The organism is Streptomyces sp. NPDC107498 (assembly GCF_055582805.1).
In genome coordinates this window covers 1-15,766 of the sequence record NZ_JBVJPE010000031.1, presented here as the reverse complement: position 1 = coordinate 15,766, position 15,766 = coordinate 1, and the positions used below count along the sequence as shown (strand labels likewise).

General features: G+C 73.5%; 16 protein-coding genes. 8 read left to right on the top strand and 8 right to left on the bottom strand.

The window, feature by feature from the left end; translation table 11 throughout:
- The first annotated feature begins 66 nt into the window (after window positions 1-66).
- Complete coding sequence (locus tag ACZ66Z_RS33655) at window positions 67-1,422, top strand: alpha,alpha-trehalose-phosphate synthase (UDP-forming) (RefSeq protein ID WP_469939516.1); 1,356 nt, start codon at window positions 67-69, stop codon at window positions 1,420-1,422.
- Window positions 1,423-1,491: 69 nt separating this feature from the next.
- On the opposite strand, the gene ACZ66Z_RS33650 is transcribed toward ACZ66Z_RS33655, so the two are convergent.
- Window positions 1,492-1,842 (bottom strand): winged helix-turn-helix transcriptional regulator, encoded by a 351-nt coding sequence (locus tag ACZ66Z_RS33650; protein WP_469939514.1) that lies wholly within the window; start codon window positions 1,840-1,842, stop codon window positions 1,492-1,494.
- A gap of 98 nt (window positions 1,843-1,940) precedes the next feature.
- Here ACZ66Z_RS33650 and ACZ66Z_RS33645 point away from each other — a divergent pair, with 98 nt between their 5' ends.
- Window positions 1,941-2,825 (top strand): NAD(P)-dependent oxidoreductase, encoded by an 885-nt coding sequence (locus ACZ66Z_RS33645; protein WP_469939512.1) that lies wholly within the window; start codon window positions 1,941-1,943, stop codon window positions 2,823-2,825.
- Window positions 2,826-2,954: 129 nt separating this feature from the next.
- On the opposite strand, the gene otsB is transcribed toward ACZ66Z_RS33645, so the two are convergent.
- From otsB to ACZ66Z_RS33630, 3 genes are read right to left on the bottom strand one after another with little or no spacing between them, the layout of a single operon-like run.
- The gene (gene otsB, locus ACZ66Z_RS33640; protein WP_469939510.1) at window positions 2,955-3,797 is read right to left on the bottom strand and encodes a trehalose-phosphatase; all 843 of its coding nucleotides are present in this window, start codon (window positions 3,795-3,797) and stop codon (window positions 2,955-2,957) included.
- A gap of 46 nt (window positions 3,798-3,843) precedes the next feature.
- Window positions 3,844-4,101 (bottom strand): DUF3263 domain-containing protein, encoded by a 258-nt coding sequence (locus ACZ66Z_RS33635; RefSeq protein ID WP_469939508.1) that lies wholly within the window; start codon window positions 4,099-4,101, stop codon window positions 3,844-3,846.
- A gap of 12 nt (window positions 4,102-4,113) precedes the next feature.
- The gene (locus ACZ66Z_RS33630; RefSeq protein ID WP_469939507.1) at window positions 4,114-5,421 is read right to left on the bottom strand and encodes an extracellular solute-binding protein; all 1,308 of its coding nucleotides are present in this window, start codon (window positions 5,419-5,421) and stop codon (window positions 4,114-4,116) included.
- Window positions 5,422-5,606: 185 nt separating this feature from the next.
- Between ACZ66Z_RS33630 and ACZ66Z_RS33625 the strand changes: the two genes are divergently transcribed.
- The 3 genes from ACZ66Z_RS33625 (at window position 5,607) to ACZ66Z_RS33615 (ending at window position 8,747) form a co-directional block, all read left to right on the top strand.
- Window positions 5,607-6,545: an ROK family protein gene (locus tag ACZ66Z_RS33625; protein ID WP_469939505.1), complete on the top strand. Its 939-nt coding sequence runs from the start codon at window positions 5,607-5,609 to the stop codon at window positions 6,543-6,545.
- A complete protein-coding gene (gene nagA, locus ACZ66Z_RS33620; protein ID WP_469939503.1) occupies window positions 6,545-7,699 on the top strand; it encodes an N-acetylglucosamine-6-phosphate deacetylase in 1,155 nt (384 codons plus the stop codon). Before ACZ66Z_RS33625 ends, nagA begins: the two co-directional genes overlap by 1 nt.
- A 127-nt stretch (window positions 7,700-7,826) precedes the next feature.
- A complete protein-coding gene (locus ACZ66Z_RS33615) occupies window positions 7,827-8,747 on the top strand; it encodes a 1-phosphofructokinase family hexose kinase (protein ID WP_469939502.1) in 921 nt (306 codons plus the stop codon).
- 3 nt (window positions 8,748-8,750) lie between these two features.
- Here the strand turns inward: ACZ66Z_RS33615 and ACZ66Z_RS33610 are convergent, their stop codons facing one another.
- On the bottom strand, window positions 8,751-9,716 hold the full coding sequence (locus ACZ66Z_RS33610; RefSeq protein ID WP_469939501.1) for a CBM35 domain-containing protein: 966 nt from the start codon (window positions 9,714-9,716) through the stop codon (window positions 8,751-8,753).
- A 73-nt stretch (window positions 9,717-9,789) separates the two neighbouring features.
- A complete protein-coding gene (gene cdgB, locus ACZ66Z_RS33605) occupies window positions 9,790-11,553 on the bottom strand; it encodes a diguanylate cyclase CdgB (protein ID WP_469939499.1) in 1,764 nt (587 codons plus the stop codon).
- A gap of 260 nt (window positions 11,554-11,813) precedes the next feature.
- Between cdgB and ACZ66Z_RS33600 the strand changes: the two genes are divergently transcribed.
- Complete coding sequence (locus tag ACZ66Z_RS33600; RefSeq protein WP_469939497.1) at window positions 11,814-12,377, top strand: flavin reductase family protein; 564 nt, start codon at window positions 11,814-11,816, stop codon at window positions 12,375-12,377.
- Between the two features lie 51 nt (window positions 12,378-12,428).
- On the opposite strand, the gene arfB is transcribed toward ACZ66Z_RS33600, so the two are convergent.
- A complete protein-coding gene (arfB, locus tag ACZ66Z_RS33595) occupies window positions 12,429-12,866 on the bottom strand; it encodes an alternative ribosome rescue aminoacyl-tRNA hydrolase ArfB (protein WP_469939563.1) in 438 nt (145 codons plus the stop codon).
- Window positions 12,867-13,008: 142 nt separating this feature from the next.
- Between arfB and ACZ66Z_RS33590 the strand changes: the two genes are divergently transcribed.
- Both ACZ66Z_RS33590 and ACZ66Z_RS33585 read left to right on the top strand, forming a co-directional pair.
- Window positions 13,009-13,584 carry a TerD family protein gene (locus tag ACZ66Z_RS33590; RefSeq protein ID WP_469939496.1) on the top strand — a complete coding sequence of 192 codons (576 nt, stop codon included), beginning with the start codon at window positions 13,009-13,011 and terminating at the stop codon, window positions 13,582-13,584.
- A 61-nt stretch (window positions 13,585-13,645) separates the two neighbouring features.
- Entirely contained in the window at window positions 13,646-14,185 is a 540-nt protein-coding gene (locus ACZ66Z_RS33585; protein WP_469939494.1) for a GNAT family N-acetyltransferase, read from the top strand.
- On the opposite strand, the gene ACZ66Z_RS33580 is transcribed toward ACZ66Z_RS33585, so the two are convergent.
- Window positions 14,182-15,573: a M1 family metallopeptidase gene (locus ACZ66Z_RS33580; RefSeq protein ID WP_469939492.1), complete on the bottom strand. Its 1,392-nt coding sequence runs from the start codon at window positions 15,571-15,573 to the stop codon at window positions 14,182-14,184. The genes ACZ66Z_RS33585 and ACZ66Z_RS33580 overlap by 4 nt on opposite strands.
- Between the last annotated feature and the right edge of the window lie 193 nt (window positions 15,574-15,766).

Here is a 15,766-nt window from a genome sequence, read left to right as displayed (position 1 = left end):
GTGGCCGGATCAGCCTGTCTCGTATACGTACGTTTGAGCGTTTACGGGACGGGCTAGGTTCGCCCCATGGCTACTGTGCTCGTCGCCTCCAACCGGGGCCCCGTCTCGTACGCACTCGGCGAGGACGGCTCGCTCGACGCCCGAAGGGGCGGCGGCGGCCTGGTCTCGGGCCTGAGTGCCATCGGCTCCCAGGACAGTCTCTGGGTGTGCGCGGCGCTCGGCGAGGGCGACCGGGAGGCGGTCCGGCGGGGCGTCGCCGAACCGGGCGTGCGGATGCTGGACATCGACCCGTCCGTCTACGCCGACGCGTACAACGGCATCGCGAACTCGGTGCTGTGGTTCCTCCACCACCACCTGTACGACATCCCGCGCGAGCCGGTCTTCGACGCGGAGTTCCGCCGCCGCTGGGAGTCGTACCGCGCCTACAACCACGCCTTCGCCGAGGCGCTGGCCGCGGAGGCGGCGGAGGGCGCGGCGGTCCTGGTCCAGGACTACCACCTGGCCCTCGTCCCGGGCCGCCTCCGCGAGCTGCGCCCGGACCTGCGCATCGCGCACTTCACGCACACGCCCTGGGCCTCCCCTCCGTACCTCCGCATGCTCCCGGCCGACATCCGCGAGGAGCTCCTGCGGGGCATGCTCGGCGCGGACCGGTTGGGCTTCCACACCAGGGCCTGGGCGTCGGCGTTCGAGGAGTGCGCGGGCGACCTCGGGCGCACCCGGGTCGCGGCACACCCCCTGGGCGTGGACGGCGAGGAGCTGCGGGCGCTGGCGCACCGGCCGGAGGTGGACGAGCGCCTGGCGGAGCTCCGCGCGGAGATCGGCGACCGCAAGAGCATCGTCAGGGTCGACCGCACGGAGCTGTCGAAGAACATCCTGCGCGGCCTGCTGGCCTACCGCGAGCTCCTCACCGTCCGTCCGGAGTGGCGCGAGCGGGTGGTCCACCTGGCCTCGGCGTACCCCTCCCGCCAGGACCTCGACTCCTACCGGTCGTACACGGCGGCGGTGAAGGAGCTGGCGGAGGAGATCAACGCCGAGTTCGGCACGGCGGACTGGCAGCCGGTCCTGGTCTCGGTGAAGGACGACTTCACCCGCTCCCTGGCCGCCTACCGGCTCGCGGACGTGGCCCTGGTGAACCCGGTGCGCGACGGCATGAACCTGGTCGCGAAGGAGATACCGGTCGTCTCGGAGGCGGGCTGCGCCCTGGTCCTGTCCCGCGAGGCGGGCGCCCACGAGGAGCTCCGCGAGGACGCGCTCACGGTGAACCCCTTCGACGTCTCGGAGACGGCCGAGGCCCTGCACGCGGCCCTCACGATGCCCCCGTCCGAACGCGCGGACCGCACCGAACGCCTGGCGGCCACGTCCACCTCCCAGCCCCCGCAGCGCTGGTTCCTGAACCAGCTGGAGGCCCTGCGGGAGCGGTGAGCGCCCCTCCCGGCACCGTCCGGGCGGGCGCTTTCGCGGGACGGGGTCACGGCAGGGGCCGTCAGCGGCTCAGGCGGTCGCTCGGGCCCCGGCCCGGTCCCTCCCCCACGCCGCCAGGGGCTCCAGAGCCTCGTTGAGGCGGATGCCGGACGGGGTGAGGGCGTACTCGACGCGGGGCGGGACTTCGTCGTAGGAGACGCGGTCGACGATGCCGTCCGCCTCCAGCTCGCGCAGGTGGGAGGCGAGGACCTTCTCGGTGATGCCCGGGACGAGGCGCCGGAGTTCGCCGAAGCGGCGGCGCGGCCGTTCGTGGAGCGCCCAGAGGATGAGCACCTTCCACTTGCCGCCGATCACCTCCATCGCGGTGTCGATGCCACAGACGTGCCCGGCCCCGGCTGCCGGCCGGTTCAGTGTCGCCATGCGTCCCGCCCCTCTGACCTGTTCGCTCACCCCAGGGTAACCACCCACTTCCAAGTGGGTACTTGAGCAGGTCAGAAGCGTGCAGCAGCCTTTCGGACATGACAGCGAACACGCCTCCGAAGACCCCCGTCACCCTTCTCGGCCTCGGCTCCATGGGCAGCGCCCTGGCCCGCACCTGGCTCGCCGCCGGGCATCCGCTCACCGTCTGGAACCGCACCCCGGCCCGCGCCGAGGCGCTCGCCGCCGAGGGGGCGGAGGTCGCGGACAGCGCGGCCGCGGCCGTCGCGGCGGGCGACCTCGTCGTGGTCTGCCTCCTCGACGACGACTCCGTGGGCGCCGTCCTGAACGGCGTCGACCTGGCGGGCAAGGACCTCGTCGACCTCACCACCACGACTCCCGCCCAGGCCCGCGCCCGGGCCGCGTGGGCCGAGGAGCGGGGCGCCCGCCACCTGGACGGCGGCATCATGGCCGTCCCGCCGATGATCGGGGTCCCCGAGGCCGGCGGTTACGTCTTCTACAGCGGCTCGCGGGAGCTGTTCGAGCTCCACCGGGCCGCCCTCGCCGTCCCGGCCGGGACCGAGTACGTCGGCGAGGACGCCGGCTTCGCCGCCCTGCACGACGTGGCGCTGCTCAGCGGCATGTACGGGATGTTCGCAGGGGCGGCGCACGCCTTCGCGCTGATCCGCCGGGAGGACATCGACCCCGTGGCGTTCGCCCCGCTGCTCTCCGGCTACCTCTCGGCGATGGCGGACCCGTACGTCCTGCAGACCGCCGACCGCCTCAAGAGCGGCGACCTCACCACGGACGTGGCCTCCCCCCTCGCCATGCAGGTGGCCGGCACGCCGACGTTCCTGGCCACGGCCGAGGGGCAGGGCGTCAGCCCGGAACTGCTCCGGCCCTACTTCGAGCTGATGCGCCGTCGGCTCGACGTCGGGAGCGGTGACGAGGACCTGACGGGCGTGGTGGACCTGTTGCTGCGGTGAGGGCGCCCCGGTCCCCGGCGATCCGCGCCCCGGTGGTCCGCCGGGCCGGCGTGCAGGCACGCCGGTCACGGCGCGCGCGTCACGGGACCTCCCCCCCCGTATCCCCCTCGCGGCATCACGGAGGAGGACTCAGCCCTTCCGTACCGCCTCCGCCAGCTCCGTCAGGAACTCGACCACGCCCGCCGGGCCCCGGACGGCGAGGTCCGCCCGGTCGGCCAGCTCCGGGACCTCGGTGGAGCCACTGCACACCAGGACGCCCGGGGTCCCGTCGGAGCGGAGCTTCTCGACCGCCGCGAAGGCCGGCAGGTCGCCCAGGTCGTCGCCCGCGTAGAGCACGGACCCGGCGCCCACCTCCCGTACGTACTTCGCGAGTGCCACGCCCTTGTCCATGCCCGGCGGCCGCAGCTCCAGGACCATGCGGCCGGGCTCCAGGACCAGGCCGTGGGCGACGGCCAGCTCGCCCAGCGGACCCTTGAGGGCCTCGAAGGCGCCCTCCGGGTCCTGGGCGCGGCGGGTGTGGACCGCGACCGCGCGGCCCTTCTCCTCGATCCAGACGCCCGGCCAGGCCCCGGCCCGGTCCAGGAATCCGGGGAGCTCGGCGCGGACGGAGGCCACGCCGGGGTGCGGGGCGGCGGCCCGGACGGTGCCGGTGACGGCGTCCCAGCGTTCGGCGCCGTAGTGGCCGAGGACGACGAGGCGCTCCAGGCCGGGGACGCCGGCGAAGCCGCCGTAGCGGACGGCGACCCCGGCGGGGCGGCCGGTCACGACGGCGACCGAGGCGACCCGGGGGGCGAGGGCGGCGAGGGCGGCCGCGGCACCGGGGTGGGCGCGGGCCTGCTCGGGGTCGGGGACGATGTCGGCGAGCGTGCCGTCGAAGTCGAGGGCGACGACGGCCTTCTCGGGCCGCGCGAGGAACGCGGCCAGACCGTCTCGGCCGGACGGTGTGGTCGGGTGCTGAAGGCTGTTGACCATGCTCCGACCCTACCCAGGTACGGGGGTCACGTCAGCGTGGCCGGGGTCACCCTTCCCTGCGCCGCTGCTTCTCCTCCCTGACCCGACGCAGCCGGTTGACGGTCACCGGGTCGTGGGCCAGGGCGCGCGGGTCGTCGAGGAGCGCGTTGAGCAGCTGGTAGTAGCGGGTCGGGGAGAGCCCGAGCCGCTCGCGGACGGCCCGCTCCTTGGCCCCGGGCCCGGGCCAGGAGCGGCGCTCGACGGCGAGGAGCGCCCGCTCGCGCTCCCCGAGCCCGCCCCCGCCGTCCGCCGTCTCTTCGGTCATACGAACAACCTATTACTCGGCTGCCTCCGCCGCCGTCGCCGCCCGGCCGATCCGGCCGAGGACGTCGGCGGGGCGGCCGCCGGGGGCGACGGCCCGGCCGATGTTCTGCTTGACGTCCTCGCTGACCTTGGCCCAGGAGGTCTTGCCGACCGGCGGGAGCTGCGCGTCGGGGAGGACCTCGAGGAAGACGCGCAGGTTGGCGTGGGCGGGGTCGGTCTCCATGCGGGTGGAGGCGGTGACGGTGACCGGCAGCAGGTCGTTGTCGCCGGCGAACTTCAGGACGTTCTCGTCGCTGAAGGCGAAGTTCAGGAAGTCGCCGATCTCCTTGCGGTGGCCGTTCTGCCGGAAGCCCATGATCCAGTCGGCGACGCCCATGGAGGTCTTGGGCGGGCCGTCGACGCCGGGGAGGGGGACCTGTCCGACCCGGACGCCCTTCTTGGCCGCCTCCTTGAGGAGCGAGGGGTGGCCGTTGAGCATGCCGACCTCGCCCTTCGCGAAGGCGGCGAAGGCGGCCTTGCGGTTGAGCTTTCCGGGGGCGACGGGTCCGGTGAGGTCCTTGCCGACGAGGTTCTTGCGGAGCCAGTCGAAGGTGCGGACGTTGGCGTCGGAGTCGACGGCGTAGCGGTCGGCGGCGTCGGTCCAGCCGCCGCCTCCGCTGAGCAGCCACATGAGGGCCTCGGCCTGGGCCTCCTCGGGGCCGAGGGGCAGGGCGAAGGGGGTGGCGACGCCCCCGGCCTTGAGCTTCTCGGCGGCCTCGACGAGTTCGTCCCAGGTGGTGGGGGGCTTGGCCCCGGCCGCCTGGAAGAGGTCCTTGTTGTAGAAGAGCGGCCGGGTGGAGGCGACGAACGGCATGCCGTACTGGGTGCGCTTGTACTCCCCGGCCGAGACGAGGGGGCCGAGGAAGTTGGCCTGGACGGGTATGGAGAGGAGTTCGTCGGCGGCGTAGAGCTGTCCGGCGGCCGCGTAGTCGGCGTAGGCGCCGATCTGCGCGATGTCGGGGGCCTTGCCGGCCTCGACCATCTCGGCGACCTTGCGGTCGACGTCGTCCCAGGACTCGATCTGGACCTCGACCTTGACGCCGGGGTTCTTCGCCTCGAAGGCGGCGACGAGGTCGGTCCAGTACTTCTCGGTGGTGTCGCCGCCGGTCAGGTCGTAGTCGGCGGCGACCAGTCTCAGGGTCACGTCGCCGGAGTCGCCGCCCAGGACGCCGCAGCCGGCGACCGTCGTGGTCAGTCCGAGGGCGGCGGCGGCCGCGGTCAGTCCAAGGAATCGTCGCCGCTCCACGGCTTCATCCACCTTTTGCTCGTCGTTGAGCTGCATGTTTGCTCGTCTTCGGGCCGCAAGTCTCTCCCGTGGGCGGGCGCGAGGTCTAGTCCACTCGGGTATCACTTCCGCAACTGCGGCGGGACCATGACCGCATGACGGCCTTCGAATTTGTATCCGTACGCAACAATCCTCGTAAGTGGACTAGACCTTTTGGGCCCTCTAGCGACACACTGTCCTCCGTGAGACACGTCATCGCCCTGGATGTGGGCGGCACCGGCATGAAGGCCGCTCTCGTCGGCGCCGACGGCGCCCTGCTGCACGAGGCCCGCCGCGCCACCGGCCGCGAGCGCGGCCCCGAGGCCGTGGTGGAGACCATCCTCGGCTTCGCCGAAGAGCTCCGCGCCCTCGGCCAGGAGCGGTACGGAGAGCCCGCCGCGGCCGCCGGAGTCGCCGTCCCCGGCATCGTCGACGCCGAGCACGGCATCGCCGTCTACGCCGCCAACCTCGGCTGGCGCGACGTTCCCATGCGCGAACTCCTCAGCCGCCGGCTCGACGGCGTCCCCGTCGCCCTCGGCCACGACGTCCGCACCGGCGGCCTCGCCGAAGGCCGCATCGGCGCGGGCAACGGCGCCGACCGCTTCCTCTTCGTGCCCCTCGGCACCGGCATCGCCGGAGCCATCGGCATCGGCGACCGCATCGAGGCCGGCGCCCACGGCTACGCCGGCGAGATCGGCCACATCGTCGTCCGCCCCGGCGGCACCGACTGCGGCTGCGGCCAGCGCGGCTGCCTGGAGCGCTACGCCTCCGCCTCCGCCGTCTCCCTCGCCTGGGCCGAGGCGAGCGGCGACCCCGACGCCGACGCCGCCGACTGCGCGAAGGCCGTCGAATCCGGCGACCCCACGGCCGTACGGGTCTGGCAGGACGCCGTCGGCGCCCTCGCCGACGGACTCGTCACCGCCCTCACCCTGCTGGACCCCCGCACGCTCATCATCGGTGGCGGTCTCGCCGAGGCCGGGGAAACCTTGTTCACACCCCTCCGGGCCGCCGTGGAGGAACGCGTCACGTTCCAGAAGCTGCCCGCCATCGTCCCGGCGGCCCTCGGGGACACCGCCGGATGCCTGGGCGCGGGCCTCCTCGCCTGGGACCTTCTCTCCCTCGACTCGGAGGTTTCCGCCTGATGGCCGATCACAAGGTTCTCGCCGGCGCACACGTCGTGCTGCCCACCGGAACGGTCGAGAACGGACGCGTGATCGTCGACGGCGGCCGCATCGCGGGCTCCGCACCCGAGGGCGCCCCGACCGTCGACCTGACCGGCCACTGGCTCGTCCCCGGCTTCGTCGACATGCACAACCACGGCGGCGGCGGCGCCTCCTTCACCTCCGGCACCGTCGACGAGGTCCTCAAGGGCGTCCACACCCACCGGCTGCACGGCACCACCACCGTCGTCGCCTCCTTCGTCACCGGCGAGACGGACTTCCTCGCCCGGCGCGCCGGGCTGCTCTCCGAGCTCGCCGAACAGGGCGACCTCGCCGGCATCCACTTCGAGGGCCCCTTCATCTCCCCCTGCCGCAAGGGCGCCCACGACGAGACGCTGCTCCGCGACCCCGACCCGGCCGAGGTCCGCAAGCTGATCGACGCCGCCCGCGGCCAGGCCAGGATGGTCACCCTCGCCACCGAGCTGCCCGGCGGCCTCGACTCCGTGCGCCTCCTCGCCGAGCACGGCGTGATCGCCGCCATCGGCCACACCGACGCCACGTACGAGCAGACGCGCGCGGCCATCGACGCGGGCGCCACCGTCGCCACCCACCTCTACAACGCGATGCCGGCCCTCGGGCACCGCGCCCCCGGCCCGATCGCCGCCCTCCTGGAGGACGAGCGGATCACCGTCGAGCTCATCAACGACGGCACCCACCTCCACCCCGCCGCCCTGGAGCTCGCCTTCCACCACGCGGGACCCGAACGCGTCGCCTTCATCACCGACGCCATGGACGCGGCCGGCTTCGGCGACGGCCGCTACATGCTCGGCCCGCTGGCCGTCGACGTGAAGGACAGCGTCGCCCGCCTCGTCGAGGGCGGCTCCATCGCCGGCTCCACCCTCACCCTGGACCGTGCCTTCAAGCGCGCGGCGACCGTCGACGCCCTGCCGGTCGAGTCGATCGTCCGGGCCGTCTCCGCCAACCCGGCCCGGCTGCTGGGCGTGTACGACCGCGTCGGCTCCCTGGAGCCCGGCAAGGACGCCGACGTCGTCGTCCTCGACGCCGGGTTCGAGCTCAGGGGCGTCATGCGCAAGGGCGAGTGGATCGTCGACCCGACGGCGGGCACAGCCGCCTGATCAGGTGTCACGCGCGAAGGCGGTCGGCCGCGGGTCTGGGCCAACCGCCTTTCCTTTGGCATGATCGGTGCCCGTCGGAACGCACGTTCCGCAGGACTTCACACGGAGTACGGGGGGCGGTCAGGTCGTGATCCTCACGGTCACCCTCAACACGGCGCTGGACCTCACCTACCGGGTCCCCGCCCTCACCCCGCACGCCTCCCACCGGGTCACCCAGGTCATCGAGCGGCCCGGCGGCAAGGGACTCAACGTCGCCCGCGTCCTCGCCGCCCTGGGGTACGAGACGGTCGCCACCGGCTTCGCGGGCGGCGCCACGGGCGCGACGCTGCGGGACCGGCTCGCGCCGACGCCCGTACGGGACGAGCTCGTCGAGACCGCCGGCCCCACCCGCCGCACGGTCGCGGTCGTCGACACCGCGAGCGGGAACACCACCCAGCTCAACGAACCGGGCCCGACCGTCACCGCCGCGGAATGGACCGCCTTCCGCGCCCGCTTCACGGCGCTCCTCGACGGAGCCCGCGCGGTCGCCCTCTGCGGCAGCCTCCCGCCGGGCGTCCACGTCGGCGCGTACGCGGAACTCGTCCGCCTCGCCAGGACGGCCGGCGTCCCCGTCCTCCTGGACACCAGCGGCGAACCCCTGCGGCGCGGCATCGCCGCCCGCCCCGACCTGGTCAAGCCGAACGCCGAGGAGCTCGCCCAGCTGACCGGCGCCCGCGAACCCCACCGGGCCACCCGCGACGCCCGCCGCCGGGGCGCCCGCGCGGTGGTCTCCTCGCTCGGCCCCGAGGGCCTGCTCGCCGCCACTCCCGAGGGCGTCTGGCGCGCGACCCCGCCCGCCACCGTGCGGGGCAACCCCACGGGCGCGGGCGACTCCGCCGTCGCCGGTCTCCTCTCGGGCCTGGTCGACGCCGCCCCCTGGCCCGACCGCCTCACCCGCGCGGTCGCCCTCTCGGCGGCGACGGTCCTCTCCCCGGTGGCCGGAGAGTTCGACGCACCGGCGTACGAGGAACTGCTGACGCGGGTGAAGGTCGTCGAGGAGACCGCGTAGGGCTCAGGCGCCGCCCGGGGTGACTTCCAGCCAGTCGAGCAGCACGTTGCACTGGTTGCCCTGCTCGCACGAGATCTTGATCTCGTTGTCGCCCTTCTGGAGGTCGACCGGCGCCCAGGTGGTCTGCCAGTTCTTCTCCAGGTTCGTGTCCGTGGAGTGGATGAAGTTCTTCAGGCCGATCGGCAGGGAGTTCGGCTTGCCGTTCACCGTCAGGGTGGCGTTGGCGTCGACCGCCGGGATGGCGTAGCGGACGGTCAGGCGGTACTTGCCCGCCGTCGGCATGTTCGCCTTCCAGGTCACCGAGGCGCCCGGCGCGTTGAAGCCCGACACGTACGCGCCGTCGACGCCCTCGGCACCCTGGACGGTCTTCTCCGTCGTGGCCGAGCCACCCAGCGTCAGCGTCGCCGCGTCCTGCTTGGGGAGCTCCTCCGGGGTCTTCTCGGTGCTCGGCTCGGTGCTCGGCGTATCGGAGACCTGGGTGGGCGCGGTCGACGGCGTGCCGCCGCCGGCCCGGGCGTCCTCGTCGTCCTTCTTGCCCGCGTTCGTGATCAGGGCCGCCGCGATGCCGACCACCACGACCGCCACGACCGCGATCGCACCGATCAGGAGGCTCCTGGTGTTGGGGCCCCGGCCGGAGCCGCCACCGCGCTGGGCCGGGATCGAGCGGGTCTGCGGCTGGGCGCCGTACGTCTCGGGCGCCGCGTACTGCGCCTGCGGCTGACCGTACGGGGCCTGCTGCTGCGGCGGCACGTACGCCTGCTGCTGGTGGTGGCCGTACTGGCGCTCGCCGACCGTTCTGACCTGGTTGTACGAGGTGCGGGGCACGCCCGGCTGGGCGGGGGCGGGGCCGGGGTAGCCGTAGCCGCCGCCCTGCGGGGGCTGGGCACCCGCTGCCTGGCCGTCCGCGTACAGGTAGCCGAACGGATCGTCGTCCTCGGGCTTGCTCGCGCCGTCGTTACCGGCAGCCATCCGGGTCATCCTCTCCATGCTCGCCAGCCGTCGCCGACCGGGCGAGCCTACCCCGAACGGACCAGCGCGCGGCTCAGCCCGCCCGCCGGTGGACCTTGGCGCGGGAGCGCTTTTCCACGTACATCCGCTGGTCGGCGGAGTTCAGGACCTCTTCCACGGTCATCCCGCACTCGGCCCAGCCGATGCCGAAACTCGCCCCGACACGGACCGCCCGCCCGTCCACCCGGATCGGCGGGATGATCGCGTTGCGCAGGCGCACGGCCAGGTCGGCGGCGTCGGCGGAACCGAGGCCGTCGGCGAGGACGACGAACTCGTCACCGCCGAGCCGGGCGACGGTGTCGCCGTCCCGCACGCCGTTGGTGAGCCGGCGCGCGACCTCGATGAGGACGGCGTCGCCGGTGTGGTGCCCGAAGCGGTCGTTGATCGACTTGAAGCCGTCGAGGTCGCAGAAGAGGACCGCGAGCCCCTTGGTCCCGTCGTCGGTCTCGCCCCCCGTGGGCGCGACGATGTGGACGTGGTGGTCGTACGGCCCGGAGCCGCCCGCCGGCTCGAAGCCGAAGCCGTGCTCGTGTTCGTGCTCGTACGGCTGCGGCTCGTAGCCGGAGTCGTACGTGGGGTCGTACGAGGGGTCGTGGGAGGACTCGTACGCGGACTCGTAGCCGCCGGCGTCCCGCCGCGCGTCGTACCCGCCGTACGCCGCCTCGTTCCCCGGCGCCGACGGCCGCTCGCAGAGCCGGGCGGAGAGCCGGGAGCGCAGCTCGGCGCTGTTGGGGAGGCCGGTGAGGGCGTCGTGCGAGGCGCGGTGGGCGAGCTGGAGCTCGTGCCGCTTGCGCTCCTCGATGTCCTCGACGTGGGTGAGGAGGAAGCGGGGACCGTCGGCGGTGTCGGCGACCACCGAGTTCCGCAGGGAGACCCAGACGTACGTGCCGTCGCGGCGCCCGAGCCGCAGCTCGGCCCGGCCGCCCTCGGCGGAGGTGCGGAGCAGCGTCCCTATGTCCTCGGGGTGGACGAGGTCGGCGAAGGAGTAGCGCCGCATGACGGAGGCGGGCCGGCCGAGGAGCCGGCACAGGGCGTCGTTGGTGCGGAGGAGCCGGCCGTGCTGGTCGCCGCCCATCTCGGCGATGGCCATGCCGGAGGGGGCGTACTCGAAGGCCTGCCGGAAGGACTCCTCGCTGGCCCGCAGGGCCTGCTGCTCGCGCTCCAGGCGGACCAGGGCGCGCTGCATGTTGGAGCGGAGGCGGGCGTTGCTGATGGCGATCGCCGACTGCGAGGCGTACATCTGGAGCGCCTCCTGGCCCCAGGGGCCGGGGTGCCGGCCGTTGCGCGGGCGGTCGACGGATATGACGCCGAGGAGCTCGCGGCCGGAGCCGGAGGGGGCTCCCCCCGTGCGGGCGGAGCCGAGGGTGGGGGCGTACATCGGGGCGTAGAGGCGGTCGTGCGGGTGCCACTCGTCCTCGAAGCGGGGCGCGGGGCCGTCGGTGTGCCACTGGGGGACGTCGTCCTCCATGAGGACCCAGCCCTCGGTGTGCGGGATGAACCGCAGGTCGCCCCAGGAGACGCCCATGGACAGACGGCGGTCCCAGGAGGAGCGGGAGCCGACGCGGCCGGTGATCAGGGCCTCGGCGGCGGAGCTTCCGGCGAAGGCGGCGACGACGAGGTCACCGTCGGGACGGACGAGGTTGACGCAGGCCAGCTCGTAGTTGAGGCCGGCGACCACGCCGTCGGCGACGGTCTGCAGGGTGTCCGCCAGGCTCCGGGCAGTGTTGAGGTCCGCCACGACCTGATGCAGCTGCCGCAGGGTCGAGAGACGGACGTAGGGCTCCGACTCGGTCTCCATCGCTCGCTCTCCCCGAGACCTCGACAGCAACTCCAGGGTTCTCATCGGCTTCGTACTGCACTGTCACCGCCACTGAATCACAGCGAGCTGCGCACCCGGTACACAGGGTCAGCAAATACTGCCCTCTGTGACTCAAGTCACAATGTACGTCGGCGGGCCCTCCCGGCCGGGGCATATGCCAGGGCCTAGGTCCGGCGGCCGTGACCGGCTGGTCCCCCGGCCCGATGCGGGGCGCCCGGCGCCGGGGCTAGCGTGCGAGGGTGCTGCAGAAGACACCCACCTCACCCCCCGTGTCCGATCCGGCCGTCCCTCATGCTGAGGGGGTGAGCAACGACGAGTTCCGGGCGGCGATGTCCCGCCTCGCGGCGGGCGTGGTCCTGGTGACCGCGCACGACCCCGACGACGGCCCGCGCGGCGAGGACGTCGGCATGACGGCCACCGCCTTCATGTCCGTCTCCCTCGAACCGCCCCTGGTCCTCGTGAGCCTCCGCAACGGCTCCCGCATGGACGACCTGCTCGCCGACGTCCCGGTCTGGGCGGTGTCGATCCTCGCCGAGGACCAGCGGCACGTCGCCGGACGCTTCGCCATGAAGAACCGGGTCAGCGACCGCCTCCTCTTCGCCGACCTGCCGTACGCGCGCGGCGAGGAGAGCGGCGCCCCGCTCCTGGACGGCGCCCTGTCGGTCCTGGAGTGCCGCACGGAGAACCGCGTCGTGGCCGGCGACCACACGCTGGTCGTGGGCCGCGTCCTGACGGTCGGCCTGCCCTCGGGCGGCGGCGGCCCGCTGACGTACTACCAGGGGAAGTACCGCCGGCTGGGGTGAGGTCGCGGGCGGCGGCGCGCCGTCCGGCGCTCCGGCTCCCGTCGGCTCCCGTCAGCTCCAGTCGCGGGACTGGCGGGTGCGCTTGGTCTCCGCGCGCTGCTTCTTCTCGCGCAGCCGCCGCTCGTTGATCCCGCGCGGGATCTTCGTCGGACGGCGGGGCTTCGGCGGCGGGGCCGTCGCCTCGGCGAGGAGCGCGGCCAGGCGGACCGCCGCCGTCTCGCGGTTGCGCCACTGGGAGCGGTGCTCCGAGGCGCGGACCGTCACGACGCCGTTGACCAGGCGGGAGGCCAGGCGCTCCAGGGCGCGGGCCTTCCACACCTCGGGGAGCGCGTCGGTGGCCGCGAGGTCGAAGCGGAGCTCCACCTGCGAGTCGCTGGTGTTCACGTGCTGTCCGCCCGGCCCCGACGACCGCGAGAAACGCCACTGGAGCTCGGCCTCGGGCAGCGAGACGGAGCCGCGGACGGGATACGGACCGGACATGCCCCCCATGTTCCCCGGAGGGGCGGCCACGAGTCATCCTGATTTTCGCGCGGAGCGCCCCGCGCGGCACGCGTGCGTGGGGACGGCGGGAACCGCCGGCGGCCGAAGCGCGTTTCTCCAGGCGACGACAGAACGACGAAAGGGACTTTCCATGGCTGTGAGCCTGTCCAAGGGCGGCAACGTCTCCCTGACCAAGGAGGCCCCGGGCCTCACCGCCGTCACCGTGGGCCTCGGCTGGGACGTCCGCACCACCACCGGCACCGACTTCGACCTGGACGCCTCCGCGATCGGCGTGGACGGCGCCGGCCGGGTCGCCTCGGACGCCCACTTCGTCTTCTTCAACAACAAGTCGACGCCGGACCAGACCATCGTGCACACCGGTGACAACCGCACCGGCGAGGGCGGCGGCGACGACGAGCAGATCAACGTCAACCTCGCGGCCCTCCCGCCGAACGTCGACAAGATCGTCTTCCCGGTCTCCATCTACGACGCGGTCTCCCGCTCGCAGAACTTCGGCCAGGTGCGCAACGCGTACATCCGCATCGTGAACCAGGCCGGCGGCGCCGAGATCGCCCGCTACGACCTCTCCGAGGACGCCGCCGTCGAGACGGCCATGATCTTCGGCGAGCTGTACCGCAACGGCGCCGAGTGGAAGTTCCGCGCCGTCGGCCAGGGCTACGCCTCGGGCCTGGAGGGCATCGCCCGCGACTTCGGCGTCAACCTCTGACGGACGGCACGCACCAGCTGGGCCCCGGCGGAACGCGCGCCGGGGCCCTACCCTTCTCCGCGTGATCGTCGAACCCCTCCCGCGCGCGGAAGCGCACGCCCTCCCCGGCCCGCTGCTCACCGAACTCACCGCGCTGTACGCGTCGAACCAGGAGTTCCAGCAGCTCAGCGGCGACTTCCCCGACCCCGACGACATCCGGCCCGAGCAGGTCGCCGCCGCCCTCGCCGACGAGCTCGCGCAGCCGACGGCCGAGGTGCTCCTCGCCCGCGCCGAGGGTCGGCTCGTCGCCGTCGCGGTCACGCTCGGACGCCACCCCGACCCGCTCCGAACCGACCCGTGGCTCGGCCTGCTGATGGTCCACGCCGACGCGCAGGGTGCCGGGTACGGCCGCCGGCTCGCCGCGTACGTCGAGACCGGCTTCCGCGCCGAGGGCCGCACCGGACTGCGGCTCGCCGTCCTGGAGAACAACCCGAAGGCACTGGCCTTCTGGACCGCGCTGGGCTACGAGGAGACGGCCCGCCGCCCGGACCTCGCCCACGGCCGCCCGTGCGTCGTGATGCGCAAGAGCCTGGTCCGGGGCCCGGTCCGAAAGACACCCTAGGGCTTGTCCGGCTTCCCGTCGCCGTACAGCCAGACGTCCCACAGGGGCTTGAGGTCGCGGCCCGCGACGCCCTCCGCGTAGGCCGTGAAGTCGTCCGTGGTGGCGTTGGCGTGGCGGTGCTCGGCGGGCCAGCCGCGCAGGATCTCGTCGAAGACGCGGTCGCCGACCGCCTCGCGCAGCTTGTGCAGGACCATCGCGCCGCGCTGGTACACGGGCGGGTCGAAGAGGTTCTCGGCGGTGGGCGGGGCGGCCGGCGGGAAGGCCCAGTTCGCGTCCTGGGCGAAGGCCTGCTCGAAGCGCGTCCGCGCGGGCACGTGCTCGTACTCCTCCCCGTACAGCCATTCGGCGTACGTCGCGAAGCCCTCGTTCAGCCAGATGTCCCGCCAGGTCTCCGGCGTGACCGAGTTGCCGAACCACTGGTGCGCCTGCTCGTGGACGAGGGTCGGCCGGTCGAAGGAGCCGGTCGGGAAGAGGGGCCGGGTCTGGGTCTCCAGGGCGTAGTCGAGGTTTCCGTTCTCGGTGACGACGGCCCCGGCGGCGGAGAAGGGGTACGGGCCGAAGCGCTTCACCTGGCGGGCGAGGATCGCGGGGATCTCGGCCCGCAGCGCGGCGCTGCCCGCCGCGGCGGGGGGCTCGGCGGCGGTGAGGACCGGCACGGTGCCGAGCGCGGTCGCCGTCCGCGTCTCGTACCGGCCGATCGCGAGCGTCGCGAGGTAGCTCGCCATCGGCTCGGGCGTGCTCCACACGGTGGTGACGCGTCCGTCCGGCTCGGTCCGCCGCGCGGTCCTGACGCCGTTGGAGAAGCCGTCGACTCCGGCGGGGAGGGTGAGCGTGAGGTCGTAGGAGGCCTTGTCGGAGGGGTGGTGGTTGCCGGGGAACCAGGTCATGGAGCCGGCGGGTTCGCCGACGGCGACCGCCCCGCCGGCCGTGCGCAGCCAGCCCTCCTTGGAGCCGTCCGCGTCCGTGAGCGGCTCGGGCACGCCCGAATAGGTGACGGTGGCCCGGAACTGCTTCCCCTCGGGGAGCTCCTCGCGGGGGCGGAGGGTCAGCTCGTTCCCGGCCCGGTTGTACGCGGCGGGGGTGCCGTCGACGGTCGCGCCGCGCACGGTGAGGCCGGCGAGGTCGAGGTTGAAGGCGCTGAGGTCCTGGGTGGCGCGGGCGGTGATCTCGGCGGTGCCGTCGAGGCGGCCGGAGGCCGGGTCGTAGGCGAGGGTGAGGCCGTAGTGCCCGACGTCGTACCCGCCGTTGCCGAGCTTCGGGAAGTACGGGTCGCGCAGTCCGGCGGCCCCGGGGGTGCCCCGGACGCCGGCGGTGGTGGTGCAACCGCCCGCGAGCAGCGCGAGGACTGCGGCCAGGGCGGCGACTGAGGTCCTGCTGCGCTGTGACACGTACCGATCTTAAAAGGTCAAAAACGAAAAAGACGGTGACGCCCGGCGGGGGATCCGGGCGTCACCACCAGCTGGGGGGGGTGCTCACCGAGGGCGGCGGCGCCTGCCCCGGGGGTTGCTCGCCGAGGGCGGCGTCGGCCCGGGTGTCACTTGCCGAGGGAGGCGACGCCCGCCTGGGCGAACTTCTCGTCGA